The organism is Aquabacterium sp., assembly GCF_044226965.1.
Classification (GTDB): domain Bacteria; phylum Pseudomonadota; class Gammaproteobacteria; order Burkholderiales; family Burkholderiaceae_C; genus Pseudaquabacterium.
This window is the reverse complement of sequence record NZ_JBGAGA010000019.1, coordinates 45764-69507: the sequence shown is the minus strand read 5'-3', so window position 1 is coordinate 69507 and position 23744 is coordinate 45764. Positions and strand designations below refer to the sequence as shown.

The following is a 23744-nucleotide window of genomic DNA, read 5'->3' as shown; positions in this document are numbered from 1 at the left end:
GGCCGGGCGGCGCTGAACACGCTATCCTTGCCGCCCCTTGCGATCTCCCAGTGCGTCCCATGGCGCGCGGCGGCATGGCCGGCATCCACATCACCGACATCGAATCGGCCATCAACTGGTGGCGTGAACGTTCGCCGTCACCGGACGGCATCAGCGCCTGCCCGGAGGTGCGCGCGCTGGCCGAGGTGTATGCGCTGATGGTGTACTACCGCGAACCCCTGGCCGACGAGCACTCGATGCCGGCGCGGGCCCGCGAGGCCTGGCTGGCCTGGTATGCCCACACGCCGGATGCACCGTGCATCGCGATCTGCTCCACTGCGCAGGGCGACGCCGTGTGCAAGGGCTGTGGCCGCACCGAGCAGGAAGTGCAGCACTGGCCGCAGATGAGCCCGGCCGAGAAGCGGCTGGTGTGGCGGCGCATCACGATGGAGAACACGGCCTGGCGCTTCAACCGCTATGCCGAGCGTGCCCGGCTCGCGCGCGGGGCCGACCACCCGCCGGCGGACAGCCTGGCCCCGCCCTCGTCTGCAGGATGAGACCCGGCAGCTTTTCCTCCAGCGTGCGCCGCATTGCGCCGCTGGCCTGGCCGGTGTTTGTCGGCCAGTTGGCAGTGCTGGGCTTCTCCACCGTCGACACCGTGCTGGTGGCGCGGCATTCGGCGACCGACCTGGCCGCGCTGGCCGTCGGCTCGGCGGCCTTCGTCACCGTGTTCATCGGGCTGATGGGCGTCGTGCTGGCGGTCGGACCCATCGTCGGCCAGCTGTACGGCGCGCGGCGCTTCGAGGAGGCCGGCCACCAGCTGCACCAGGCGATCTGGCTCGCGATCGGGCTCACGCTGCTGGGCAGCCTGCTGCTGATCTTCCCGGCGCCCTTCCTCGCGCTGTCGAAGGCGAGCCCGGAAGTCGCAGGCAAGGTACGCGGCTACCTGCTCGCGCTGGCCTTCTCGCTGCCGGCCTCGCTGCTGTTCACGGCCTACCGCGGCTTCAATGTCGCGGTGTCGCGGCCCAAGGCGGTGATGGCGCTGCAGCTGGGCGGCCTGGCACTGAAGGTGCCGCTGTCGATCGGCCTGATCTCGGGCGTGCCGGCGCTGGGCGTGCCCGCGCTGGGCGTGCAAGGTGGCGGCATCGCCACGCTGATCGCCATGTGGCTGCAGGTGTTCGTCGCGTGGCAGGTGCTACGGCGCGATCCGTTCTACCAGCGCTTCGCCATCGGCGGCCATGGCCTGAAGCCGCCGCATGTACCCTCGCTCATGGCCTTGCTGCGCCTGGGCGTGCCGATGGGGCTGGCCATCCTGATCGAGGTGACCGGCTTTGCCTTCATGGCCATCTTCATCGCGCGGCTGGGCGAGATTCCGGTGGCCGGCCACCAGATCGCCGCCAACCTGGTGGCCCTGCTGTTCATGATGCCGCTGGGCCTGTCGAACGCGACCAGCACGCTGGTGGCCCAGCGCATCGGCGCCGACGACCTGCGCGACGCACGGCGGCTCGGCTGGCATGGCCTGCAGCTGACCCTGGCGGTGGCGCTGGTGATGGGCGGCACGGTGTTCCTGCTGCGCGGCGCGGTCGTGCGGCTGTACACCGACAACCCCGCGGTGGTGGCCGCCGCGCTGCCACTGGTGGCCTGGGTGGCGCTGTTCCACGCCGCCGATGCGGTGCAGACCCTGTCCGCCTTCGTGCTGCGGGCCTGGCGCATTGCCACGGTGCCGCTGGTGATCTATGCCGTCGCGCTGTGGGGTGTGGGCCTGGCCGGCGGCTATGTGCTGGCCTTCGACAGCTGGCAGCTCGCCCCGCTGGCGTGGCAGGGCGCGCGCGGCTTCTGGATCGCGGCCACGGCCGGGCTGGCGCTGGCCGCCGCCGCGCTGGCCGCCTTCCTGCTGTGGATGCTGAAGCAGCAGCGGCAGCGCCACCCGGGGCAGGCGCTGGCCTGACAGCCCGGCACGCCCGTCGCGATCAGGTCGCCGGCAGGCGCAACACGAAGCAGCTGCCGCCGCCCGCGCGCGGCTCGCAGCGCACGCTGCCGCGGTGATGCTCGGCGATCTGCCGCACCAGGCTGAGGCCCAGGCCGACGCCCCCTTCCCGCTCGGCATGGCCGGGCAGGCGGAAGAAGGGTTCGAAGATGCGCTCGCGGAAAGGCTCCGGTACACCGGGGCCGCGGTCGCTGATGCGCACCTCGACATCGCGGCCCTCGCGCTTGAGCTCCGCGCTGACCTCGCTGCCGCCGTAGCGCCGGGCGTTCTCCAGCAGGTTGCGCAAGGCGCGCCGCAGCAGACGCTCGCTGCCCTTGAGCACCACGGCGTCGCCCCCGGCCTGGGCGCCGACGCGCGCCGCCTCCTCGGCCGCCACCACCAGCAGGTCGACCGGCTCGTCATGCTGCTGCGGCTGGTCGGCATCGAGCCGGCTCGCCAGCAGCACTTCCTCGACCAGTGCGTCGAGCTCGGCCACGTTGGCGTCGATCTCCTTGCGCAGGCTCGGGCGCTGGGCCTCGCCGGCGTCGCCGTACAGGGCCACCGCCATCTTCAGGCGCGCCAGCGGCGAACGCAGCTCGTGGCTGGCATTGGCCAGCAGGCTCTGGTGCGAGCGCACCAGCGATTCGATGCGCTCGGCCGCGCGGTTGAAGGTGGTGGCCACGGCGGCCACTTCGTCACTGCCGCCCTCGTCGACACGCTGGTCCAGCTTGCCGGCGCCAAAGGCCTCGACGCCGCGCTTCAGCGCCTCGAGCCGGCGGGTGAGCCGGCGCACCACCGGGTAGGCCCCGGCGGCCACGGCCAGGAACAGCAGGCCCAGCAGCAGCACGGTGCCCAGCCCCGATGGCAGCCCCAGGCTCAGCTGCGGCAGCATCGAGACGCGCAGCCCCGGCGGGGTGGGCATGGGCCGCAAGCCGCCCGGCCCCTGCGCTTCGAGGTCCGGACCGGCCTCGCGGCGCGGGGCCTGCGGTCCGGGTGCATCGGCGGGCGGTGCCACCGCATCGCCCAGCAGCGTGGGCCGACGGAACACGCGGCGCGCCATCCACAGCGTGCGGCCGTCGTCCAGCCTGACCGAGACCGGCGGCGGCCCGCCTTCGAGCTCGCGCCGCAGGAAGCTTTCGGACGCGGCGATGCGCCGGCCCCGGGCATCGTCCATCGCCATCGGCACGCGCAGGCGGAACGACCATTCGCGCAGTGCCTCGGCCTGCTCGTGCGCCGGGGCCTCGGGTCCGGGCAGCGAGCGCTGCACCAGCTCGGCCCAGGCCGTCACCCGCTCGGCCGCGGCGGCTTCGAAGCGCGCCCGCTCATGCTCGAGCTGGCGCTGCCAGACCCAGCCCGACACCAGCGCGAACAGCGCCAGCGCCGCCACCACGGTGAGCCAGATGCGCAGGTAGAGCGACCTCACACCGCCTCCCGCCCAGCCATCCGGCCGCGCGCCGTCACTCGTCGGCATCCTGCTTGCGCGCGAAGACGTAGCCGGAGCCGCGCACCGTCAGCACGCGCTTCGGGCACTTGGGATCGTCTTCGATGCAGGCGCGGATGCGCGAGACGTGCACGTCGATGCTGCGGTCGAAGGCCTCCATCGGGTGGCCCTTCAGCGCATCCATGATCTGGTCGCGGGAGAGCACGCGGCCGGCGCTCTGCGCCAGCACCACCAGCAGGTCGAACTGGTGACCGGTGAGATCGCAGGCCTTGCCGTCGATGCGGGCCTGGCGCGCGCCGAGGTCGATCTCGAGGCGGCCGAAGCGCAGCACGTCGCTGCTGCCCAGGTCGGGTTCGGCACGCCGAAGCAAGGCCTTCACGCGGGCCAGCAGCTCGCGCGGCTCGAAGGGCTTGGGCAGGTAGTCGTCGGCGCCCAGCTCCAGCCCGACCACGCGGTCCAGCGGCTCGCCGCGCGCCGTGAGCATCAGCAGCGGCAGGCGCTTCAGGCGCGCATCGGCGCGCAACTCGCGGGTGAGGTCCAGGCCGTCGCCGTCGGGCAGCATCAGGTCGAGCACCAGTGCGTCGTAGCCGCCCGCGCGCAGGCGCTCGCGGCCGGCCGACAGCGAGCCGGCCGCGTCCACCTCGTAGCCGTTGCCGCGCAGGTAGTCGCCGATCATGGCGGTCAGGCGGGAGTCGTCGTCAATCAGCAGCAGTCTGGAGTTCATCGCCACACCTTCACGGGTTGCGCCATGCGGGTCGAAGATAGCCCAAAACGAAAAACGCCCCGGCGCGCAGGGCGCCGGAGCGAACACCTTCCGAACAAGCAATCGGTCTGCAAGCGTACGGTCAGCGCTTGGCCGCGCCATCGAGCGTCGCGCGCTCGTGCATGTGGCGCATCATCATCTCGTGCCGCTTGCCCATCTTGTCGGCCAGCTGCTGGCGCTGCTCGGGCGTCAGCACCGCCGCGGCGTCGACCATCGCCTGCAGCATGCGCTTGCTGTCTGCCTCGCGCACGGTGGCCATCTTGGCGCGCACGGCCTCGGCCGCGCGGGCGTCAACCACCGGGGCGGTGAACACCGCCGTCATCTGGGCCCGCAGGTCACCCGCCGCCTCGTGGTTCTTGCGGATGTCGTCACGCGCTGCCTGCATGATGGCCTTGACCTGTGCCTGCTGGTCGGCGCTGGCGCCGATGGCCTGCAACAGGCGACCGGACATCATGCCGTGGCCCGGGCCGCCCATCGGCCCACCCATCGGCCCGGCCATAGGACCCGCGCCAGGGCCGCCCGGCATGGCCTGTGCCAACTGGCTGCCGGTGCCGACCACGGCCACCAGCACAGCCGCGCCCAACATGCGCCACGCGCCACGGCTTGTCTTCGAACTCGTCATCGTCATCACCTCATAGCGTCGAACCTCGACGAAAGGAATTCTGCGAGGGCGGCTTGTCGGAGCGCCGAAGGGGCGGTAAAGATGGGTAAAGCGATTGACGGCGGATCATCCCGCCGTGCCGGGCCCGTGGCGGTGCGGGGTTAGTCCGCATACGGGTGCAGCGCAAAAGTGTATACAGTTTGCCCATGGTCGCCGCGGGCGCCGCAGCGCATTCAGGTGCTGCGAACCTCGGCATTGCCGCGGGCCGCGACCTTGGGCTCCCCACAGTGCCCGCTGTGGTGGGGGGATGGCCACCTGTGCCAACCGGAGCTGCCATGTCCTCCTCTCCCCCCGTCCACCCGGTGGACGAAGTCCTGCCTGCCGGCCGCCTGGCCGCCCTCGGCCTGCAGCATGTGCTGGTGATGTACGCCGGCGCGGTGGCCGTGCCCTTGATCGTCGGCCGCGCCCTGAAGCTGGCGCCCGAACAGGTGGCGCTGCTGATCTCGGCGGACCTGTTTGCCTGCGGCCTGGTGACGCTGATCCAGTCCCTCGGCGTGACCCGGTGGTTCGGCATCCGCCTGCCCGTGATGATGGGCGTGACCTTCGCCGCAGTCGGCCCGATGGTCGCCTTCGCCAATGCGGTGCCGGGCGTCGAGGGGGCGCGGGCCATCTTCGGCGCGATCATCGGCGCGGGCCTGGTGTCGATGCTGATCGCGCCCCTCATCGGTCGGCTTCTGCGCTTCTTCCCGCCGGTGGTCACCGGCACCATCATCACGATCATCGGCGTGAGCCTGATGCGCGTGGGCGTCGGCTGGGCGATGGGTGGGCCGGCGCCGCTGGCACAGAGCGTCGACGTGCCCAAGCTGGCCGCGATGGTCGATGCCGCCCGCGCCACGGCCGCGGCGGCGAGCGCGCCGCTGGCCCGACTGCCCGGTCCGGTGCCGATGCTGGACAACCCCGGCTATGGTGCGCTGGACAACATGGCCATCGCCGGCGCGGTGCTGGTGTTCATCCTGCTGCTGGTGAAGTACGGCCGCGGCTTCGTCGCCAACATCTCGGTGCTGCTGGGCATCGTCGCCGGCTGCGGGGTGGCCGCCGCGCTCGGCAAGATGCACTTCGACAAGGTGGCCCAGGCGCACTGGTTCGACCTCGTCACGCCATTCGCCTTCGGCATGCCCAGCTTCGACGGCGTGATGATCGCGACGATGGTGCTGGTGATGATCGTCGTGATGATCGAATCGACCGGCATGTTCCTGGCGCTGTCCGAGATCACCGGCAAGCCCGTCGACGCCGCGGAGTTGAGCGCGGGCCTGCGCACCGATGGCCTGGGCACCCTGATCGGCGGCATCTTCAACACCTTCCCGTACACCAGCTTCTCTCAGAACGTCGGGCTGGTGGGCGTGACCGGCGTGCGCAGCCGCTACGTGTGCGTCGCCGGCGGGCTGATCATGATCGTGCTCGGCATGCTGCCGAAGATGGCCGCCTTCGTCGAAGCCATCCCGCCCTTCGTGCTGGGCGGCGCGGGCCTGGTGATGTTCGGCATGGTGGCGGCCACCGGCATCCGCATCCTGTCGACGGTGGACTACCGCGGCAACCGCCACAACCTCTACATCGTGGCGCTGGCGATCGGCTTCGGCCTGGTGCCGCTGGTGGCGCCGCGCTGGTCGCAGCAGATGCCGCATGCGCTGCATCCGCTGCTCGAGTCCGGCATCCTGCTGACCTCGCTGGCTGCGGTGGCGCTGAACCTGTTCTTCAACGGCGCCCGCGACGCACGCGCGGACGCCGTCGCCGCGGCCAGGATGGCCGAGGCGCACTGATCGCGCTCAGGGCGTTGGCGGTCAGCTGCCTTCGGCCGGCGGTGCCGGCTCGCTCCACAGCCGGCCGCCGGTGGCCCAGTCGTGCCGCGCCACGTCGCGGAAGATCACGTCCACGCTGTCGGGCCTGCCGCCCAGCACCCGCACGCAGGCTTCGGTGAGTTCCTTGGCCAGGGCGGCCTTCTGGGCCACGGTGCGGCCTTCGAACAGTTCGACATGCAGGGTCGGCATCGCTGGGAGTCCTCGGTGGGTTGGGGTCAGCGCCGGATTCTTCCACCAGCGGCCCCGCACCACGTCCCGGTCTGTCAGGCAGGCGCGATCCCCCGCAGCCGATCCACCAACGCCATGGGCTCGGCCGGCGGGTCGTCGCCACGCCAGGCCACGTGCTGGTCCGGCCGGCAGATCAGCAGGCGGTGCCGGTAGGCGGACGGCAGCGTTTCGCCGCTCAGGTTCAGCAGCGTCAACGGCAGGCCACCGGCCGCGGCGGCCCGCATCAGCGCGGTGGTGTCGGCATCGGGCTGGGTGCGCAGCAGCGTGTAGTCGCTGCCGAAGGCGTCGTACAGCGAGCGGCCATCCCGCAGCCAGAAGTGCGGCGCGCGACAGCCCGGCACCGTGGACGCCACGAAGTCGCCCATCGAATAGCTGGGGGGCGGCTCGTCGTCGTACGCGATCAGCGGCGAGCCGTCGTAGAAGTAGCCGAAGTTGAGGCCTGCGCAGCAGAACTGCTGCACGTTCAGCGCGAAGGCCTCGCGGCCGACGGCGGCGCGCGCGGCGTCCCCTGCCTCGCCCGGCGCCTCGATGTTCGCAGGCACCGCACGACGCGCCTTGATCATGGCCTGCGCATGGTTCATCGCGAACTGCGACACCTGCTCGGTGATGGGCCGGCGCTCGCGCTCGTAGGCGTCCAAGGCCGCCGGCGCGGCCCAGCCCCGCAGTTGCGCACTGAGGTGCCATGACAGGTTCACCGCATCGGCGATGCCGGCATTCATGCCATAGCCCGCGTACGGCACCCACAGGTGGGCCGCATCGCCGGCGATGAACACGCGCCCTTCGCGAAAGCGCGTGGCCACCAGCCGGCGGCCCACCCAGTCCTCCTTCGACAGGACCTCGTACGCAAAGTGCTCGTCCACGCCGAGGATCTGGCGGATCGACCAGTCGCGGTCGACCGTGTCGAACTCGGGCTCTTCAGCATGCAGGTGGTTGTGCACCAGCCAGGTCTCGCGACCGTCGATCGCGAACACCGTGCCGCAGCGGCGCGGGTTCACGCTGTAGTGCCCCCACGCCGGCGGATGCGGCATCAATGCCGCCAGGCCGGGAGCGCGGATGAAGGTGGACTGCACGCGCTGGATCACGGCGGTGCCCTCGAGCCGCGAGCCCATCTGCTTGCGCACCGTCGAGCTGCCGCCATCGCAGCCCACCAGGTAGCGCACGCGTCGCACCACGGTGCGGCCGCTGTCGAGATCGAGCAGTTCCACGTCCACGCCCTCGGCATCCTGCGTGAAGCCGGTCAGCTGCGTGCGGCTGAGCAGCGTGACGCCAGGCTGCGCGACGGCATGGCGCAGCAGCACCGGCTCGAGGTAGAGCTGGTTGATGCGATGGGGCGGCTCGGGCGTGGGCCACCAGCCGTCGGGGCCGCTGGTGTCGGTGTAGCGGTCGCGCCGGCACGGGATGGGGATGCGCGCGAGCTCGATCCCGGTGAGGCTGGTGCGGAACACCACGTCGTTCGGGTGCTCTGCCGGCAGGCCGCAATCGCGCAGCGCCCGGGCCACGCCGAGGCGGCGGAACACCTCCATGCTGCGCGCGCTGACATGGTTGCACTTGACGCTGGGCGGCTCGCCGAAGCGGCGTGGCTCGGCCATCACGGTGCGCACGCCGCGCGCGGCGAGGTCCATGGCCAGCGTCAGGCCGACCGGGCCCGCGCCGGCGATCAGGATGTCGGTGTCGTAGATCATGCTTCGCAGGCCGGCCCCCGTGCGGCGGCCGGACGGGGCAGGTCAATCGAGCTTGATGTTGGCCTTGCGCACGACGGCCGACCATTTGGCCGTCTCGCTGCGGATGTAGGCCCCGAACGCCGCCGCCGAACCGGGCGCCGGCTCCACGCCCTGGGCCCGCAGCGCGGCAACGATGGCCGGATCGGCCAGGGCCGCCGTGATTTCGGCGCTCAGGCGCTCAACCACCGCGTTGGGCGTACCCGCAGGCGCCACCACGCCAAACCAGCCGGTGGAGTCGTAGCCCGGCAGTCCGGCCTCGGCCACCGTGGGGACGTCGGGCAGCTGCGGCAGGCGCTGCGGGCTGGTCACCGCCAAGGCCAGCAGCTTGCCGGCACGGATGTGCGCCAGCGCCGCCGGCAGGTCCACCACCGCCAGCGGCACCTGGCCGCCCAGGACGTCCAGTGCTGCGGGGCCGGAGCCCTTGTACGGAACCTCGGTGAGCTTCACGTCGGCCATCTGCTGCCACAGTTGCGAGCTCAGGTGCATCGCGGTGCCGTTGCCACCGTGCGCAACGGACAGGCGGCCCGGCTGCGCCCTGGCCAAGGCCAGCAATTCGCGATGCGTGGCCACGCCCACCGACGGGTGGCCGACGATCACGAACGGAATCGCCGCCAGCATCGAGACGGGCCGGAAGTCCTTGGCCACGTCGAACGGCATCTGCGCATACAGGCTGGCGTTGGCCGAGAGCGCGCCCGCCGCCCCCACGCCGAGGGTGTAGCCATCGGGCGGGGCCTTGGCCACGAGCGCCAGACCGACGTTGCCACCGGCGCCGGGCCGGTTGTCCACCAGCACCTGCTGCCCGAGCTTCTCGCTCAGCCGTGGCGCCAGCAGGCGCACCACGGCATCGGCACTGCCACCGGGCGGGAAGGTGACGACCATGCGAACGGGCTTGGTCGGGTACTCGGCCTGGGCCCATGCCGGCGCCAGGGCCAGCGTACTGGCCGCGGCGACCAGCGCGGCACGGATGAAGGCGATGCGCTTCACGGGTCTCCTTCCAAATGCGTCTGCATTGATTGGAAGCAAAGCGCATTCATTCGACTATCGAAACTTTTCAAAGAATGTATTCTTTTTCTTCATGAATGAACCCCGCGCGTTCCACCCCACCCTGCGCCAGCTGCGCGCCTTCGCCGCGGTGTACCAGCTGCGCAAGCTCAGTGCGGCGGCGCAGCAGCTGTCGCTGACCCAATCGGCCGTGAGCGTGCTGATCCGGCAGATGGAAGACGGGCTCGGCACGCGCCTGTTCGACCGCACCACCCGCTCGCTGCACGCCACGCCGGCGGCGCAGGAAGCCATCGTCGTGGCCGAACGCATCCTGCGCGACGTGGATTCGCTCGGCACCGGCCTGCGCGAGCTCACCGCGCTGCGGCGTGGGCGGGTCAGCGTGGCGGTGACGCCCACGCTCGGCGAGATCGTGCTGCCGGCAGCGCTGCGCCGCTTCGCGCAGGACCATCCGGACATCCACGTCGCGATCGACGATTGCGCGCCCGACCAGTTCGTGGCGCGCGTCGTCAGCGGCCAGGTGGACTTCGGCATCGGCACGCCGGAGCAGTCGGCCGCCGATGTCGACACGCGCACGCTGCGGCGCGACCACCTGGCGCTGGTGCTGCGCCACGACCACCCGCTGGCCCGCCAGCGCCGGGTGCGCTGGGCCCAACTGGACGGCCATGCGGTGATCACCGTGCGGCCGGGCTACGGCATCCGGCCCCTGATCGACGCCACCGCCGCACGCGCCGGCGTGGCCCTGAACGTGGTCAACGAAGTGGCGTTCCTCAGCACCGCGCTGTGGATGGCCGACTGTGGCCTGGGCGCCGCCATCGTGCCGGCTGCCTATGCCGCGCACGGCCTGCACGCCGAGCGAACCGTGCTGCCGCTGAGCGGCCCGCGCGTGTCGCGCGACGTCGCGCTCGTCACCAAGCGGGGCCGGTCGCTGTCTCCCGCCGCGCAGCGGCTGGCGGAGGTCCTGGCCGATTCGCTGCGCGGCTGATGCGGCGGGCGCATTGCAGCCCACGGCCCCGCGAAAAAAAAGAAGCCCGCTGCGGGAGCGGGCTTCGACGGGCTGGCGGAGAGGGAGGGATTCGAACCCTCGGTACGGGGTTACCGTACGCCTGATTTCGAGTCAGGTACATTCGACCACTCTGCCACCTCTCCTGATGGGGCACCCGTGGTCATCGGGTGAAGCCGCGCATTCTAGCGCATCAAACGGCGATCACTTCCAGTCCACCCAGATACGGCCGCAGCGCGGCGGGCACGCGGATGCTGCCGTCGGCCTGCTGGTGGTTCTCCAGCACCGCCACCAGCGTGCGGCCCACGGCCAGGCCCGAGCCGTTGAGCGTGTGCACCAGTTCGGTCTTGCCCTGCGCATTGCGGTAGCGCGCCTGCATGCGCCGGGCCTGGAACGCGCCGCAGTCCGAGCACGAGCTGATCTCGCGGTAGGTGTCCTGCGCCGGCAGCCACACCTCCAGGTCGTAGGTCTTGGTCGAGCCGAAACCCATGTCGCCGGTGCTCAGCAGCATCACGCGGTAGGGCAGTTCCAGCTTCTGCAGGATGGCCTCGGCATGGCCGACCATCTGCTCCAGCGCCGCGGGGCTGTGCTCGGGCTGCACCACCTGCACCATCTCGACCTTGTCGAACTGGTGCTGGCGGATCATGCCGCGTGTGTCGCGGCCGGCCGAGCCGGCTTCCGACCGGAAGCAGGGGCTGTGCGCGGTCAGCCTGATCGGCAGGTCCTCGGCCTTCAGGATCTGGCCGCGTACCGTGTTCGTTAGCGAGATCTCCGAGGTCGAGATCAGGTACTGCTCGGCCTGCTGCTCGTCCCCGCCCCTCAGAACCCAGAACATGTCCTCCTTGAACTTGGGCAGCTGGCCGGTGCCCTCGAGGATCTCGCGGTTGACGATGTAGGGCGTGTAGCACTCGGTGTAGCCGTGCTCGGTGGTCTGCACGTCCAGCATGAACTGCGCGAGCGCACGGTGCAGGCGCGCGACCTTGCCCTTCATGAAGGTGAAGCGCGAGCCGCTGAGCAGCGCGCCGGTCTCGGGGTCGAGTCCCAGCGGCGCACCGAGGTCCACATGGTCCTTCGGCGTGAAGTCGAACGGGCGCGGCGTACCCCAGCGGCGCACCTCGACATTGGCGGTCTCGTCCGGGCCGACCGGCACGCTGGGGTCGGGCAGGTTGGGCACGCCCATCAGCATCTCGGCCAGTTCGGCCTGGATCGCGTCCAGCCGTTCGGCGCCGGCCTTCATCGCGTCGCCGATGCCGCCGACCTCGGCCATCAGCGCGCTGGTGTCCTCCCCCTTGCCCTTGAGCTGGCCGATCTGCTTGCTCAGGCTGTTGCGCCGGGCCTGCAGTTCCTCGGTGCGGGTCTGCAGCGTCTTGCGCTCGGCCTCCAGCGCGCCGTAGCGCGCCACGTCCAGGAAGGGCTGCGGGGTCTTGCGGGTTTCGAGCCGCGCGACGACGGCATTCAGGTCGCGGCGCAGCAGGGTGATGTCGAGCATGGTGGTCCTTCGAATCCGGGGCGATTGTAGAAACGGCACCTCGCGGGTGCCGTTCGTTGCGGGTGGGCAAGGAAGCGGCAGGTCAAGATCGGGACGAGGACACTTCGCTCATGGACTTGTCGCCCAGGCCCTTGGGCAGCGGGAAATGCACGGTTTCCTCGGCGCCCGGCATGCGGCGCACGCTGGTCGCGCCCAAGGACTTCAGTCGCACGATGACGTCCTGCACCAGCACGTCCGGCGCCGAGGCGCCGGCGGTCAGGCCCACGCGCGGGCGGCCGTCGAACCAGCCTGGCTGCAGGTCGGCCGCCGCGTCCACCATGTAGGCCGGCGTGCCCAGGCGCTCGGCCAGTTCGCGCAGGCGGTTGCTGTTGCTGCTGGTGGGGCTGCCGACGACGATGACGATGTCGACCTGCGGGCTCAGCAGCTTCACCGCATCCTGGCGGTTCTGCGTGGCGTAGCAGATGTCCTGCTGCTTGGGCTCGCGCACATGCGGGAAGCGCGCCTTCACCGCCGCCAGGATCTCGGCCGCATCGTCCACCGACAGCGTGGTCTGCGTGACCACCGCGAGCTTGCTGCTGCGCGGCTGCACGCGAGCCACGTCGGCCACGTCCTCGACCAGGTAGATGCCTTCGGACAGCTGGCCCATCGTGCCTTCGACCTCGGGGTGGCCCTTGTGGCCGATCATCACGAACTCGTAGCCTTCCTTGGCGAGCTTGGCCACTTCCACGTGCACCTTGCTGACCAGCGGGCAGGTGGCGTCGAAGACCTGGAAGCCACGCGCATCGGCCTCGTCGCGCACCGCGCGGCTGACGCCGTGCGCGCTGAACACCAGCGTGGCGCCGGGCGGCACCTCGGCCAGGTCTTCGATGAAGATCGCGCCCTTGGCCTTGAGGTCGTTGACGACGTAGGTGTTGTGCACGATCTCGTGTCGCACGTAGATCGGCGCGCCGAAGCGCTTGAGCGCCCGCTCGACGATCTCGATCGCACGGTCGACCCCCGCGCAGAAGCCGCGCGGTTCGGCCAGCAGGACTTCGGCGACCATCACAGGATCCCAATCACCTTCACCTCGAAGGTGACGGGTTGCCCGGCCAGCGGGTGGTTGAAGTCGAACAGCAGCCAGTCGGGACCCTTTTCGCGCACGACGCCGGCGTACTGTCCCTGGCCATCGGGCGTGGGGAACTGCACCACGTCGCCCACGGCGTACTCGGCATCCGGGTCGCCCAGTTCGCGCAGCAGCGCGAGCTTCACCCGCTGCAGCATCTCGGGGTTGCGCTCGCCGAAGGCGGCACCGGCGGGCAGTTCGACGCGATGCTCGGCCCCTTCGGCCAAGCCCAGGAGCGCGCGCTCGATGGCCGGCGCCAGCTGGCCGCTGCCCAGCGACAACGTGGCCGGCTGGCCGCCGAAGGTGTTGACCACGTCGGCCCCATCGGGTCCGGCAAGGCGGTAGTGCAGGGTCAGGAACGACCCCTCCTGAATGGTGATCACACTAAAGGGGGGAGTTGGCGCCCGCAGCGAGCGAATAGACTGCCGGCAATTCTACGAGGGCGCCTGCCGCGAGGCCGGGGCGCCGTGGACGATGTCGATCAAGGAACTGCCGGCCGCCGCTCGGCCGCGCGAAAAACTGCTGGCCCAGGGGGCCGGCGCGCTGGCCGATGCCGAGCTGCTGGCCTTGCTGCTGCGCACCGGCTTCAAGGGCCGCGGCGTGTTGCAGCTGGCCGAGGGCGTGCTGGCGCATTTCGGCGGCTTTGCCGGGCTGTTGCATGCGGCGCCGGACGACTTCAAGCCGATCAAGGGCCTGGGCCCGGCCAAGCGCGCCGAGCTGGCCGCGGTGGTGGAAATGGCGCGGCGTTCGCTGTCGCAGCAACTGAGCGCGGCACCGGTGTTCGATTCGCCGAGCGGCGTCAAGCAGTACGTGCAGCTGCAGCTGGGCGCGCTGCCGCATGAGGTGTTCGCGGTGCTGTTCCTGGACAGCCAGCACCGCCTGCTGGTGCTGGACGAGATGTTCCGCGGCACGCTGAACCAGACCAGCGTCTACCCGCGCGAGGTGGTGCGCCGGGCGATGGCGCTGAATGCCGGCGCGGTGATCCTGGCGCACAACCACCCGTCGGGCCTGGCCGAGCCCTCGCGCGCCGACGAATACCTGACGCAGGCGCTGAAGGCGGCGCTGGCGCTGGTGGACGTGCGGGTGCTCGACCACCTGGTGGTGGGCCGCGGGGCGGTGGTGTCGTTCGCGGAGCGGGGCCTGTTGTGAAGGTGCGCAGCCTCGCCGAACTGGGCGCGCTGCGCGAAGCCATGGCCCGCGCACAGCGCGTGGCGGCCGAGCACGCCGCCCGCGAGCGCGAACGCCTGCGGCGCCACAAGGCCGAGCACGATCTGTTCGCCCGCGCGGTGGGCCCCGTGCACCGCCTGCGCGACCGCGGCCTGGCCGACATCGACCGCCCGCGACCCGCCCCGCACCCGCGGCAGCGCGAACTGGACGAACAGGCGGCGATGCGCGAGGCGATGTCCGACGAGGTCAACCTCGAATCGCTGCTGCTCACCGACGACGGCCTGAGCTTCCGCCGCCCGGGCATCGGCCCCGAGGTCGTGACCAAGCTGCGCCGCGGCCACTGGGCACTGCAGGGGCAGGTCGACCTGCACGGGCTGAACCGGGACGAGGCGCGCGAGGCCCTGGGCGGCTACATCCGCGAAGCGCAGCGGCGCGGCATGCGCTGCGTGCGCGTGGTGCATGGCAAGGGCCACGGTTCGCCGGGCAAGCAGCCGGTGCTCAAGGCCAAGGTGCAGCGCTGGCTGGCCCAGCGCGCCGAGGTCATCGCCTTCGCACAGGCCAGCGGGCCGCAGGGCGGTGCTGGCGCGCTGGTGGTGCTACTGGCGGGCTGAGTCAGCCGCCCTTGTTGCGCATCCAGTCGGCGGTGCCGAAGAAGCTCTCGGCCAGGCGCTCGGCCAGGGCCGGGTCGACCGCGCGATCCTGCATCGCCTGGATCATGCAGGCCATCCACTGGTCGCGCTCGCGCAGGCCGATGGCATACGGCAGGTGGCGCGCGCGCAGCATCGGGTGGCCGAAACGCTCGATGTAGTGGTTCGACCCGCCCAGCCAGCCGCAGAGGAACCAGAACAGCTTGTCGCGCGAGCCCTCCAGCGTGCTGGGGTGCAGCGCGCGCAGCTCGGCGAAGGCCGGCTCCAGGTCCATCAGGTCGTAGAAGTGATCGACCAGCGCGCGCACGCCGGTCTCGCCGCCCAGGCGTTCGAAGGGCGTGATCTGCGGCGCTGCGGCGCCCTCGCCTGCCGATGCACTCATCGCGGTCTCAACCGGCCAGCTTGGCGGCCGCCGCCACCAGCGCCTGCGCTGCGGCGCAACCGGGCAAGGCCTCGAGCAGCAGCTGGCGGCGCTGCACGGTTTCGCGCACCGCCTTGTCCAGCGGCACATCGCCGATGTGGTCGAGCTTCACCGGGCTGGCCAGGTTGACGTTGACGAAGCGGTCCACCACCTGCTGCAGCTGTCCGCGCACGGTGCGGCCTTCGCCGGCGCGCTCGGTCTGGTTCACCAGCAGCCGCATCGGCCGCGGCGCCTGGGTCGAGGCCAGCACCTTGATGGTGGCATAGGCATCGGCCAGCGAGGTGGGCTCGGGCGTTGCCACGATCAGCACCTGGTCGGCCAGCGAGATCGTGAACAGCACCACATCGGAGATGCCGGCACCGGTGTCCAGCAGCACATGGTCGTAGCGCGGGCGCACGCGCTGGATCACGTCGAGCAGCTTGTCGCGTACTTCGGGCGTCATGCGCGAATACTCGATCAGCCCCGATCCGGCCAGCAGCACCGAGAAGCCGCCCGGGGCCGGCAGGATCGCGTCGTCCAGCGGCGTGCGGCCGGTGAAAACGTCGTGCAGCGTCAGCCGCGAATACAGGTTCAGCACCACGTCCAGGTTGGCCAGGCCCAGGTCGGCGTCGAGCACCAGCACGCGCTCGCCGCGCCGCGCCAGCGCGGCGGCCAGGTTCGCGGTGACGAAGGTCTTGCCCACCCCGCCCTTGCCGCTGGTGACGGCGGTGATGCGCCCTCCCTTGGGGCTGGCTGCCGCGGTCTCGGTGGCCGCTTGCGCAGAGTCGGTCATGCCAGGTCCTGAAACTGAGAGGTGCCGTACAGCATGCCCTTTTCCTCGGCGGTGACCGACGAGACGGTCGATGCCTCGAGGCACACGCGGTCGCGGCCTTCGGCCTTGGCGCGGTAGAGCTGCCGGTCGGCGCGCTCCATCCACAACTCGGTCGACGAACGTACCCATTGCTGCGCGAATGCGCCACCCACGCTCACGGTCACCGTGAGGGCCCCGTTGTCCTGCAACGGCACCTGCGTGCGCGCTACACGGCGGCGCACCCGCTCGGCCACCTGCGGCCCGAAGGCAGCCGGGCAGTTGGGCAGCATGATCGCGAATTCCTCGCCCCCCACGCGCGCCACCAGGTCCATCGGCCGCACGGTGACGGCCAGTGCCTCGCTGACGGCGCGGATCACCTGGTCGCCGACCGCATGGCCGTGGTTGTCGTTGACACGCTTGAAGTGGTCGATGTCCACCACCAGCAGCAGCGCCGATTCGCCGGAACGCGCGACGCGGTCGATTTCCCGCGCCACCGCCAGCTCGAAATAGCGGCGATTGGCCAGGCCGGTCAGCGGATCGCGGCTGGACAGGTCCACCAGCCGGTCGACCAGCTGCTGCAGCCAGGCCTCCGAGCCGGGCAAGCCTTCCGGTTCACCGTAGCCTGAATGCCGCAGCAAGGCCAGCGCCGACTCCAGCCGCAGGGCGGGTGTCTTGATCAGGCGCGGGTGCAGCGGATGAGCATCCACGGTGGCAGCCGCGTGCCGGGCACGCAGGCGGGCGGTGGGGGTGAGCGGCAGTCTAGCAGTGGGGGTCCGGGGCCCGAGGCGGCGAAATGCGGCCCGAACCGGGCCCACTTCCCTCGCTTGCAAGGAGGGCTTCTCGGTCAGACTTTTTCACATATGCCGGATTCCGTCGTCCAGCACCCACCGCGACCCACCGCGAGCAAGCGCCCATGTCCGAACTGATCACCGCCACCCGCCCGACCACGGCCAGCAGCGAGGCCGTCGAACAGGAGTTCAGCTTCTCGAAGACCGACTTCGACAAGGTGCGCGAGCTGATCTACCAGCGTGCCGGCATCAGCCTGCACGCGGGCAAGCAGGCGATGGTGTACAGCCGCCTGTCGCGCCGCCTGCGCGAAACCGGCCACCGCTCGTTCGCCGAGTACCTGCAGTGGCTGCAGTCGCACATGGGCGCGAACGGCGACGCCGAGTGGCAGGAATTCATCAACTGCCTGACGACCAACCTGACCTCCTTCTTCCGCGAGGAGCACCACTTCCACGCGCTGGCCGAAGACCTGCGCGCGCGCCAGGGCCAGAACCTGCGCATCTGGTGCAGCGCGGCGTCCACCGGCGAGGAGCCGTATTCGATCGCGATGACGGTGGTCGAGGCGCTGGGCAGCAACCCTTCAGCCCGCATCATGGCCAGCGACATCGACACCAAGGTGCTGGCCACCGCGCAGCGCGGGGTGTACGACGCCGAATCGCGCGGCCTCTCGCCGCAGCGTCTGCAGCGCCATTTCCTGCGCGGCAAGGGCAGCAATGCCGGCTTCATCCGCGTCAAGCCCGAGCTGGCGAAGCTGATCGAGTTCCGGCCCTTCAACCTGATGACGCGCGACTGGTCGCTGGGCGAGCCCTTCGACCTCATCTTCTGCCGCAACGTGATGATCTATTTCGATGCGCCGACCCAGCGCGCGGTGCTGCATCAGATGCACCGGGTGCTGCGCCCGGGCGGGCTGCTCTACGTCGGCCATTCGGAAAACTTCACCGATTCGCGTGATCTCTTCAAGCTGCGCGGCAAGACGATCTACCAGAAGGTCTGAACTTCGGCCCGCCAGCTGCCGACATACCGGAACGCACCGTACCAGGACCGCCCATGATCTCTCCCCCCTACTCCGGCGCCGCATTGGCGGCCCGGGCACCGCTGGTCAACAGTGCGCTCAACAGCACGCCGCGGCTGGAAAAGCTGAAGACGGCCTCGCGCAAGCCCGGTGAAGCCTCGTTCTTCTTCTGGGACGCCCACTTCAAGAACGACGCGGTGAAGGTGCTGCCCGGCGAGTACTTCGTGCACGAGGAAGACATCCTGATCACGACCACGCTGGGCTCGTGCATCGCCGCCTGCCTGTGGGACCGCGAGCGCCGCATCGGCGGCATGAACCACTTCATGCTGCCCGACGGCGCCGGCGACTCCGGCCGCTACGGCAGCTACGCGATGGAACTGCTGATCAACGAGATGATGAAGCGTGGCGCCTCGCGGCTGACGATGGAGGCCAAGGTCTTCGGCGGCGGCGCGGTGATCAGCGGCATGAACAGCCTGAACGTCGGCGAGCGCAACACCAAGTTCGTGATCGAGTACCTGCAGACCGAGCGCATCCCGATCGTCAGCAAGGACGTGATGGACGTCTACCCGCGCAAGGTGTGCTTCCTGCCGGCCTCCGGCAAGGCCATGGTCAAGCGCCTGGCGCCGACCAACACCGATGCCCTGCTGGCGCAGGATCGCGCCGCGGCGCAGAAGGTCGTGCCGACGAACAGCGGCGGCGGCTCGGTGGACCTGTTCTGACCATCCTCGACTACGGACCGACAGATCATGCCCAAGACCAAAGTGGTGGTGGTGGACGATTCCGCGCTGGTGCGCGGCCTGCTCGCCGAGATCATCAACAAGCAACCGGACATGGAATGCATCGGCGCGGCCAGCGACCCCTACGTGGCCCGCGAGATGATCCGCAACCTGAACCCGGATGTCATCACGCTGGACGTGGAAATGCCGCGCATGGATGGCATCGACTTCCTCTCGAAGCTGATGCGCCTGCGGCCGATGCCGGTGGTGATGGTGAGCACGCTGACCGAGCGCGGCGCCGACGTGACCCTGCGCGCGCTGGAGCTCGGCGCGATCGACTTCGTGGCCAAGCCCAAGGTCGGCGTGGCCGACGGCCTGCGCCAGCTGGCCGAGGACATCACCGAGAAGGTCCGCACCGCATCCAAGGCCCATGTGCGCCGCCTGCCGCCGGCTGCCACGCCCGCGGGCACGCCGGCCGGTGCCGCCAGCGCCGGCGTGCGCCCGGCAGCGCCCACGGCCCCGCTGGGCCGGCTGTCGACCGAGAAGATCATCTTCATCGGCGCCTCCACCGGCGGCACCGAGGCCACCAAGGAAGTGCTGATGAACCTGCCCGCGGATTCGCCGGCGGTGGTCATCACGCAGCACATGCCGCCGGGCTTCACTCGCAGCTATGCCGCGCGCCTGGACGGGCTGTGCCGCATCCGCGTGAAGGAGGCGGTGGACGGTGAACGCGTGCTGCCGGGCCATGCCTACATCGCGCCCGGTGGCCATCACCTGTCGATCGAGCGTTCGGGCGCGAACTACATCGCCCGCGTGCGCGTCGGCGAGCCCGTGAACCGCCACATGCCTTCGGTCGAGGTGCTGTTCGAATCGGCCGCCCGCGTGGTGGGCCAGAACGCGCTGGGCGTGATGCTCACCGGCATGGGCGCGGACGGCGCCAAGGCGATGAAGCTGATGCGCGATGCCGGCAGCTACAACTACTGCCAGGACGAGGCCAGCTGCGTGGTCTTCGGCATGCCGCGCGAAGCCATCGCCCATGGCGCGGCCGACGAGGTGCTGCCGCTGCAGCGCATTGCGCCGGCCCTGCTGGAGCGGCTGCGCACGACGGTCGGCGCAGCCATCCATCGGGTCTGACCGCGGGCGTTCAGCCCAGCCAGCGCACGCCGCCGCCGGCCAGGTCGGCGCGCGCCGCCCGCAGCACCAGCGCTTCGCGCTCGCGGTGCGCGGCTGCCTGCTCGCGCAGCCATTCGGGTACGCCGATGTCGCGCAAGGTCTGGTCGTTCAGCGCCATCGCGTCCTGCAGGCTCATCGTGGCTTCCGGCGCCATGCGGACCGTGCGCCATGCCTGCCAGGCCTGCAGCGCGGCCTCGGCCCAGCGCTGCCAACGCGGGCGATACAGCGGGATCGGCAGGGGCATCGTGCAGTCGGTGGCGGTGTTCATGGCGAGCTCCGGATCGGGGTTGGACTTCAGTGCTGGTAAGCATAGAGAGCCAATCGCGTGCTGAAAATCGATTTGTTCCGGCCAATTTGGTAAGCCATACTTACCAGCATGCCGCGCCTGCCGCTCAACACCCTGCCCACTTTCCGCACCGTCGCCCGCAAGGCCAGCCTGCGCGCGGCGGCCGAGGAACTGCACCTCACCCACAGCGCCATCAGCCAGCAGATCCGCCTGCTCGAGGAGCAGATCGGCTTCGCGCTGTTCGAGCGCAGCGGCCGGCGCCTGAGCCTGAATGCCGCCGGCGCCGCCCTGCTGCCCGCGGTGGAAGCCGCGCTGGCGCAGCTGGACGAAGGCCTGCGCGCCGCCGGGGCCACCGCATCCGGCGACGAGCAGCGCGTGCGCCTCACCCTGCTGCCCTCGTTCGCGCACCGCTGGCTGCTGCCTCGCATCGGGCGCTGGCGCGAGCGCAACCCGTGCATCGCGCTGGAGCTCGAGACCTCGCAGCAACTCGTCGACCTGCAGCGCGAAGGCTTCCATGCCGGGCTGCGCCAGGGCGCCGGGCCCTGGCGCGGGCTGGTGGCCGAGCGCATGATCGATTCGCCGCGTGTCGCGCTGGCCGCGCCCGACGTCGCGCGGCGCGTGGCCGCGCTGCCGGTGGAAGCGCTGTCGCGCGAGCCGCTGCTCGGCGACGCCGACCAGTGGCAGCAGTGGTTCGCGCTGCGCGGCCTGGCCACGCGCGTGAACCCGGTGGCCAGCTTCAACGATGCCGGGCTGATGCTGCAGGCCTGCGAGCAAGGGCTGGGCCTGGCGCTGGCGCGCGACCTGCTGGCCGCCGATGCGCTGCGCGATGGCCGGCTGATGCGCCTGTCGCCGCTGTCGCTGCCCGGCGAGGGCTTCGACACCTTCTGGCTGGTCTACCCGCCGCAGTGGGCCGAATGGCCGCCACTGCGGGCGCTGAAGGGCTGGCTCAGCGACGAGCTGGCGCAGTCCGCGCGCGAACTGGCGCGCGTGCCGAGCCTGGACCCATCGCTCAGCCCGGCGGCAGGAACAGCGACTGCAGGTCCGACAGGAAGTCGAAGCCTCGCGCGGTCGGCCACACGCGCTCGAAGTCGCGGGCGATGAGTCCCCTCGCCTCGCCTTCGGCCAGCTGCGCGGCAATCGCCGACAGCGGCAGGCCGGTGCGGGCGCTGAAGTCGGCCAGCGCAAAGCCTTCGCGCAGCCGCAGCGCATTGAGCATGAACTCGAACGGCAGCTGCGCGCGCGCCACCTCCTCGTCATTGCTCATCGCCTGGCCGTCCAGCGCCTGGTCCATGTAGCGCTGCGGCTCGCGCCAGCGCACCTGGCGCATCACGCGGTGCGGGTAGCTCAGCTTGCCGTGCGCGCCGGCGCCAATGCCGAGGTAGTCGCCGAACTGCCAGTAGTTCAGGTTGTGCCGGCAGCGATGGCCGGCGCGCGCGAAGGCCGACACCTCATAACGCTGAAGATCAGCGGCCGCCGTGCGCTCGACGATCAGGTCCAGCATGTCGCTGGCCAGGTCGTCGTCGGGCAGCGCGGGCGGCGGGGCCAGCGCGAAGCGCGTGTTCGGCTCGATCGTCAGGTGGTAGATCGACAGGTGCGGCGGCGCGAAGGACAGCGCGGTGTCCACATCCTGCCGCAGCTGCGCCAGGCTCTGCCCCGGCAGCGCGTACATCAGGTCGATGTTGAAGGTGTCGAAGGCCTCGCGCGCTTCCTCGATCGCGGCGCGGGCCTGTGCACCGTCGTGCACGCGGCCCAGGCGCTTGAGCATCTCGTCGTCGAAGCTCTGCACGCCGATCGACAGCCGCGTGACGCCAGCCGCGCGAAAGGCCTTGAAGCGCTCGCGCTCGAAGGTGCCGGGGTTGGCCTCCAGCGTGATCTCGCTGCCCGGCTCCAGCGGCAGGCGCGCGCGCACCGCCGCCAGCAGCCGGTCGATGCCCTCGGGCGAGAACAGGCTGGGCGTGCCGCCGCCGATGAAGATGCTGATGACCGGCCGGCCCCAGACCATCGGCAGCGCGGCTTCCAGATCGGCAATCAATGCGTCGAGGTAGCGCTGCTCCGGCGGCCTGCCGTCCGGCAGGGCATGGGAATTGAAATCGCAATACGGGCACTTGGCCAGGCACCAGGGCAGGTGCACGTACAGCGACAGCGGCGGCGATTCGCCCAGCCGCAGGGTGCCCGGCCGCAGGTAACGTTCGACGACGCTCATCTTGCCGCCTAGGCAGTGAGATGCCAGGCCTCGTGCAGCAGCGCGCGCAGCTGCGCGGCCGAACGCGCACGATGGCTGTGGGCGTTCTTCACCTCGGCCGACAGCTCGGCCACCGTGACGCCCAGGTCGGGGATGAACATCAGCGGGTCGTAGCCGAAGCCCTGGTCGCCGCGCGCCACGCGCAGGATCTCGCCGGGCCAGCGCCCCACCGCCACCAGCGGCTCGGGGTCGTCGGCATGGCGCAGCGCCACCAGGGTGCTGATGAAGTGCCCGCGCCGGTCGGACACGTCGGCCAGCCGCTGCAGCAGCAGCGCGTTGTTCAGCGCGTCCTGCCGGCGACGGCGATCCTCGCGCGCTTCGCCCACCACCGCCGCGACCTCCCCGGCAAAGTGAGCGGAGATGACGCCTGGCGCGCCACCCAGCGCATTGACGCACAGGCCGGAATCGTCGGCGATGGCCGCGCCGCCGCAGGCCGCCGCCGCATGTCGCGCCTTGGCCAGCGCGTTCTCGACGAAGGTGTGGTGCGGCTCCTCGGCCTCGCCGATGCCCAGCTCGCCCTGCGCGACGATCTCCAGCGGCAGCCCGCCGAGCAGCGCGCGCAGCTCGGCGAGCTTCTTCGCGTTGTTCGAGGCCAGCACCAAACGCATGTCGATCACTGCCCGGGGGATGCCGCCAGCGCGGCCCGCTGCGCCGCCACCAGTTCGCGGATGCCCTTGTCGGCCAGCGCCAGCAGGCGGTCCATCTCGGCACGCGTGAAGGCGGCGCCCTCGGCGGTGCCCTGCACTTCCACGAACCCGCCCGAGCCCGTCATCACCACGTTCATGTCGGTGTCGCAGGCCGAATCCTCGGTGTACTCCAGGTCCAGCAAGGGCGTGCCCTGGACGATGCCCACCGACACCGCAGCCACCGCGTCCTTGATCGGGCTCTTGTCGAGCTTGCCCTCGGCGATCAGCCAGTTCACCGCGTCCTGCGCGGCCACGAACGCGCCGGTGATCGCCGCGGTGCGCGTGCCACCATCGGCCTGCAGCACGTCGCAATCGATCAGGATGCTGCGCTCGCCCAGCGCCGCCAGGTCGAACACGCAGCGCAGCGAGCGGCCGATGAGGCGCTGGATTTCCTGCGTGCGGCCGCTCTGCTTGCCACGTGCGGCCTCGCGGTCCCCGCGGGTGTGCGTGGCCCGCGGCAGCATGCCGTACTCGGCCGTGACCCAGCCTTCGCCCGAGCCACGCTTGTGCGGTGGCACCTTCTCTTCGACCGACGCGGTGCACAGCACCTGCGTGTCGCCGAAGCACACCAGCACCGAGCCCTCGGCATGGCGCGTGAAACCACGGCGGATGGAGACGGGGCGCAGCGCATCGGCCGCGCGGCCGCCGGCGCGTTGAAACTCACTCATCG

At 70.7% G+C, this 23744-nt stretch carries 26 protein-coding genes and 1 tRNA gene; 10 read left to right on the top strand and 17 right to left on the bottom strand.

Annotated features, from left to right (window positions below; all coding sequences use genetic code 11):
• The first annotated feature begins 74 nt into the window (after positions 1 to 74).
• Both ACILR4_RS11205 and ACILR4_RS11200 read left to right on the top strand, forming a co-directional pair.
• Positions 75 to 536 (top strand): DUF3717 domain-containing protein, encoded by a 462-nt coding sequence (locus tag ACILR4_RS11205; RefSeq protein ID WP_395700931.1) that lies wholly within the window; start codon positions 75 to 77, stop codon positions 534 to 536.
• Positions 533 to 1927, top strand: a complete 1395-nt coding sequence (locus tag ACILR4_RS11200; protein ID WP_395700930.1) for an MATE family efflux transporter — start codon at positions 533 to 535, stop codon at positions 1925 to 1927. Before ACILR4_RS11205 ends, ACILR4_RS11200 begins: the two co-directional genes overlap by 4 nt.
• 22 nt (positions 1928 to 1949) lie before the next feature.
• Here ACILR4_RS11200 and ACILR4_RS11195 read toward each other — a convergent pair whose 3' ends face one another.
• The 3 genes from ACILR4_RS11195 to ACILR4_RS11185 form a co-directional block, all read right to left on the bottom strand.
• Positions 1950 to 3368: an ATP-binding protein gene (locus tag ACILR4_RS11195; protein ID WP_395700929.1), complete on the bottom strand. Its 1419-nt coding sequence runs from the start codon at positions 3366 to 3368 to the stop codon at positions 1950 to 1952.
• A gap of 34 nt (positions 3369 to 3402) precedes the next feature.
• Positions 3403 to 4110 carry a response regulator transcription factor gene (locus ACILR4_RS11190; protein ID WP_395700928.1) on the bottom strand — a complete coding sequence of 236 codons (708 nt, stop codon included), beginning with the start codon at positions 4108 to 4110 and terminating at the stop codon, positions 3403 to 3405.
• Positions 4111 to 4231: 121 nt separating this feature from the next.
• Positions 4232 to 4735, bottom strand: a complete 504-nt coding sequence (locus tag ACILR4_RS11185; protein WP_395700927.1) for a Spy/CpxP family protein refolding chaperone — start codon at positions 4733 to 4735, stop codon at positions 4232 to 4234.
• Positions 4736 to 5085: 350 nt separating this feature from the next.
• Between ACILR4_RS11185 and ACILR4_RS11180 the strand changes: the two genes are divergently transcribed.
• Complete coding sequence (locus tag ACILR4_RS11180; RefSeq protein ID WP_395700926.1) at positions 5086 to 6567, top strand: nucleobase:cation symporter-2 family protein; 1482 nt, start codon at positions 5086 to 5088, stop codon at positions 6565 to 6567.
• Between the two features lie 21 nt (positions 6568 to 6588).
• Here the strand turns inward: ACILR4_RS11180 and ACILR4_RS11175 are convergent, their stop codons facing one another.
• From ACILR4_RS11175 to ACILR4_RS11165, 3 genes are all read right to left on the bottom strand, one after another.
• Positions 6589 to 6795 carry a 4-oxalocrotonate tautomerase gene (locus tag ACILR4_RS11175; protein ID WP_395700925.1) on the bottom strand — a complete coding sequence of 69 codons (207 nt, stop codon included), beginning with the start codon at positions 6793 to 6795 and terminating at the stop codon, positions 6589 to 6591.
• 74 nt (positions 6796 to 6869) lie between these two features.
• A complete protein-coding gene (locus ACILR4_RS11170; RefSeq protein WP_395700924.1) occupies positions 6870 to 8516 on the bottom strand; it encodes an FAD-dependent oxidoreductase in 1647 nt (548 codons plus the stop codon).
• A gap of 42 nt (positions 8517 to 8558) precedes the next feature.
• Positions 8559 to 9539, bottom strand: a complete 981-nt coding sequence (locus ACILR4_RS11165) for a Bug family tripartite tricarboxylate transporter substrate binding protein (RefSeq protein ID WP_395700923.1) — start codon at positions 9537 to 9539, stop codon at positions 8559 to 8561.
• A 91-nt stretch (positions 9540 to 9630) separates the two neighbouring features.
• Between ACILR4_RS11165 and ACILR4_RS11160 the strand changes: the two genes are divergently transcribed.
• Entirely contained in the window at positions 9631 to 10539 is a 909-nt protein-coding gene (locus ACILR4_RS11160; protein WP_395700922.1) for a LysR family transcriptional regulator, read from the top strand.
• Between the two features lie 73 nt (positions 10540 to 10612).
• On the opposite strand, the gene ACILR4_RS11155 is transcribed toward ACILR4_RS11160, so the two are convergent.
• From ACILR4_RS11155 to ACILR4_RS11140, 4 genes are all read right to left on the bottom strand, one after another.
• A tRNA-Ser gene (locus tag ACILR4_RS11155) sits at positions 10613 to 10703 on the bottom strand.
• A gap of 47 nt (positions 10704 to 10750) precedes the next feature.
• Positions 10751 to 12046, bottom strand: a complete 1296-nt coding sequence (serS, locus tag ACILR4_RS11150) for a serine--tRNA ligase (protein WP_395700921.1) — start codon at positions 12044 to 12046, stop codon at positions 10751 to 10753.
• A gap of 82 nt (positions 12047 to 12128) precedes the next feature.
• Positions 12129 to 13088, bottom strand: a complete 960-nt coding sequence (gene ispH / locus ACILR4_RS11145; RefSeq protein ID WP_395700920.1) for a 4-hydroxy-3-methylbut-2-enyl diphosphate reductase — start codon at positions 13086 to 13088, stop codon at positions 12129 to 12131.
• Entirely contained in the window at positions 13088 to 13531 is a 444-nt protein-coding gene (locus ACILR4_RS11140; RefSeq protein WP_395700919.1) for a peptidylprolyl isomerase, read from the bottom strand. Before ACILR4_RS11140 ends, ispH begins: the two co-directional genes overlap by 1 nt.
• Before the next feature lie 91 nt (positions 13532 to 13622).
• Here ACILR4_RS11140 and radC point away from each other — a divergent pair, with 91 nt between their 5' ends.
• Positions 13623 to 14297: a DNA repair protein RadC gene (radC, locus tag ACILR4_RS11135; RefSeq protein ID WP_395700918.1), complete on the top strand. Its 675-nt coding sequence runs from the start codon at positions 13623 to 13625 to the stop codon at positions 14295 to 14297.
• Entirely contained in the window at positions 14294 to 14926 is a 633-nt protein-coding gene (locus tag ACILR4_RS11130; protein ID WP_395700917.1) for a Smr/MutS family protein, read from the top strand. Before radC ends, ACILR4_RS11130 begins: the two co-directional genes overlap by 4 nt.
• A gap of 1 nt (position 14927) precedes the next feature.
• Here the strand turns inward: ACILR4_RS11130 and ACILR4_RS11125 are convergent, their stop codons facing one another.
• The 3 genes from ACILR4_RS11125 to ACILR4_RS11115 are packed head-to-tail and all read right to left on the bottom strand — an operon-like array spanning position 14928 to position 16880.
• Positions 14928 to 15344 (bottom strand): group II truncated hemoglobin, encoded by a 417-nt coding sequence (locus tag ACILR4_RS11125; RefSeq protein WP_395700916.1) that lies wholly within the window; start codon positions 15342 to 15344, stop codon positions 14928 to 14930.
• A 7-nt stretch (positions 15345 to 15351) separates the two neighbouring features.
• Positions 15352 to 16155: a MinD/ParA family protein gene (locus ACILR4_RS11120; protein WP_395700915.1), complete on the bottom strand. Its 804-nt coding sequence runs from the start codon at positions 16153 to 16155 to the stop codon at positions 15352 to 15354.
• Entirely contained in the window at positions 16152 to 16880 is a 729-nt protein-coding gene (locus ACILR4_RS11115) for a GGDEF domain-containing protein (protein WP_395700914.1), read from the bottom strand. The genes ACILR4_RS11120 and ACILR4_RS11115 overlap by 4 nt, the downstream gene beginning before the upstream one ends.
• A gap of 206 nt (positions 16881 to 17086) precedes the next feature.
• Between ACILR4_RS11115 and ACILR4_RS11110 the strand changes: the two genes are divergently transcribed.
• The 3 genes from ACILR4_RS11110 to ACILR4_RS11100 are packed head-to-tail and all read left to right on the top strand — an operon-like array spanning position 17087 to position 19821.
• Positions 17087 to 17953 (top strand): CheR family methyltransferase, encoded by an 867-nt coding sequence (locus ACILR4_RS11110; RefSeq protein ID WP_395700913.1) that lies wholly within the window; start codon positions 17087 to 17089, stop codon positions 17951 to 17953.
• Between the two features lie 53 nt (positions 17954 to 18006).
• Positions 18007 to 18690: a chemoreceptor glutamine deamidase CheD gene (cheD, locus tag ACILR4_RS11105; RefSeq protein WP_395700912.1), complete on the top strand. Its 684-nt coding sequence runs from the start codon at positions 18007 to 18009 to the stop codon at positions 18688 to 18690.
• 27 nt (positions 18691 to 18717) lie between these two features.
• A complete protein-coding gene (locus ACILR4_RS11100; RefSeq protein ID WP_395700911.1) occupies positions 18718 to 19821 on the top strand; it encodes a chemotaxis response regulator protein-glutamate methylesterase in 1104 nt (367 codons plus the stop codon).
• A 10-nt stretch (positions 19822 to 19831) separates the two neighbouring features.
• Here the strand turns inward: ACILR4_RS11100 and ACILR4_RS11095 are convergent, their stop codons facing one another.
• Positions 19832 to 20128: a hypothetical protein gene (locus tag ACILR4_RS11095; RefSeq protein ID WP_395700910.1), complete on the bottom strand. Its 297-nt coding sequence runs from the start codon at positions 20126 to 20128 to the stop codon at positions 19832 to 19834.
• A gap of 96 nt (positions 20129 to 20224) precedes the next feature.
• Between ACILR4_RS11095 and ACILR4_RS11090 the strand changes: the two genes are divergently transcribed.
• The gene (locus ACILR4_RS11090) at positions 20225 to 21247 is read left to right on the top strand and encodes a LysR substrate-binding domain-containing protein (RefSeq protein ID WP_395700953.1); all 1023 of its coding nucleotides are present in this window, start codon (positions 20225 to 20227) and stop codon (positions 21245 to 21247) included.
• On the opposite strand, the gene hemW is transcribed toward ACILR4_RS11090, so the two are convergent.
• Genes hemW through rph form a run of 3 tightly spaced genes read right to left on the bottom strand, consistent with a single transcriptional unit; the run spans position 21156 to position 23742 of the window.
• Positions 21156 to 22349 carry a radical SAM family heme chaperone HemW gene (gene hemW / locus ACILR4_RS11085; RefSeq protein ID WP_395700909.1) on the bottom strand — a complete coding sequence of 398 codons (1194 nt, stop codon included), beginning with the start codon at positions 22347 to 22349 and terminating at the stop codon, positions 21156 to 21158. The two genes, ACILR4_RS11090 and hemW, sit on opposite strands and share 92 nt — an antisense overlap.
• An 8-nt stretch (positions 22350 to 22357) precedes the next feature.
• Entirely contained in the window at positions 22358 to 22996 is a 639-nt protein-coding gene (gene rdgB, locus ACILR4_RS11080) for an RdgB/HAM1 family non-canonical purine NTP pyrophosphatase (protein WP_395700908.1), read from the bottom strand.
• A 5-nt stretch (positions 22997 to 23001) separates the two neighbouring features.
• Entirely contained in the window at positions 23002 to 23742 is a 741-nt protein-coding gene (rph, locus tag ACILR4_RS11075) for a ribonuclease PH (RefSeq protein ID WP_395700907.1), read from the bottom strand.
• Positions 23743 to 23744 lie beyond the last annotated feature (2 nt).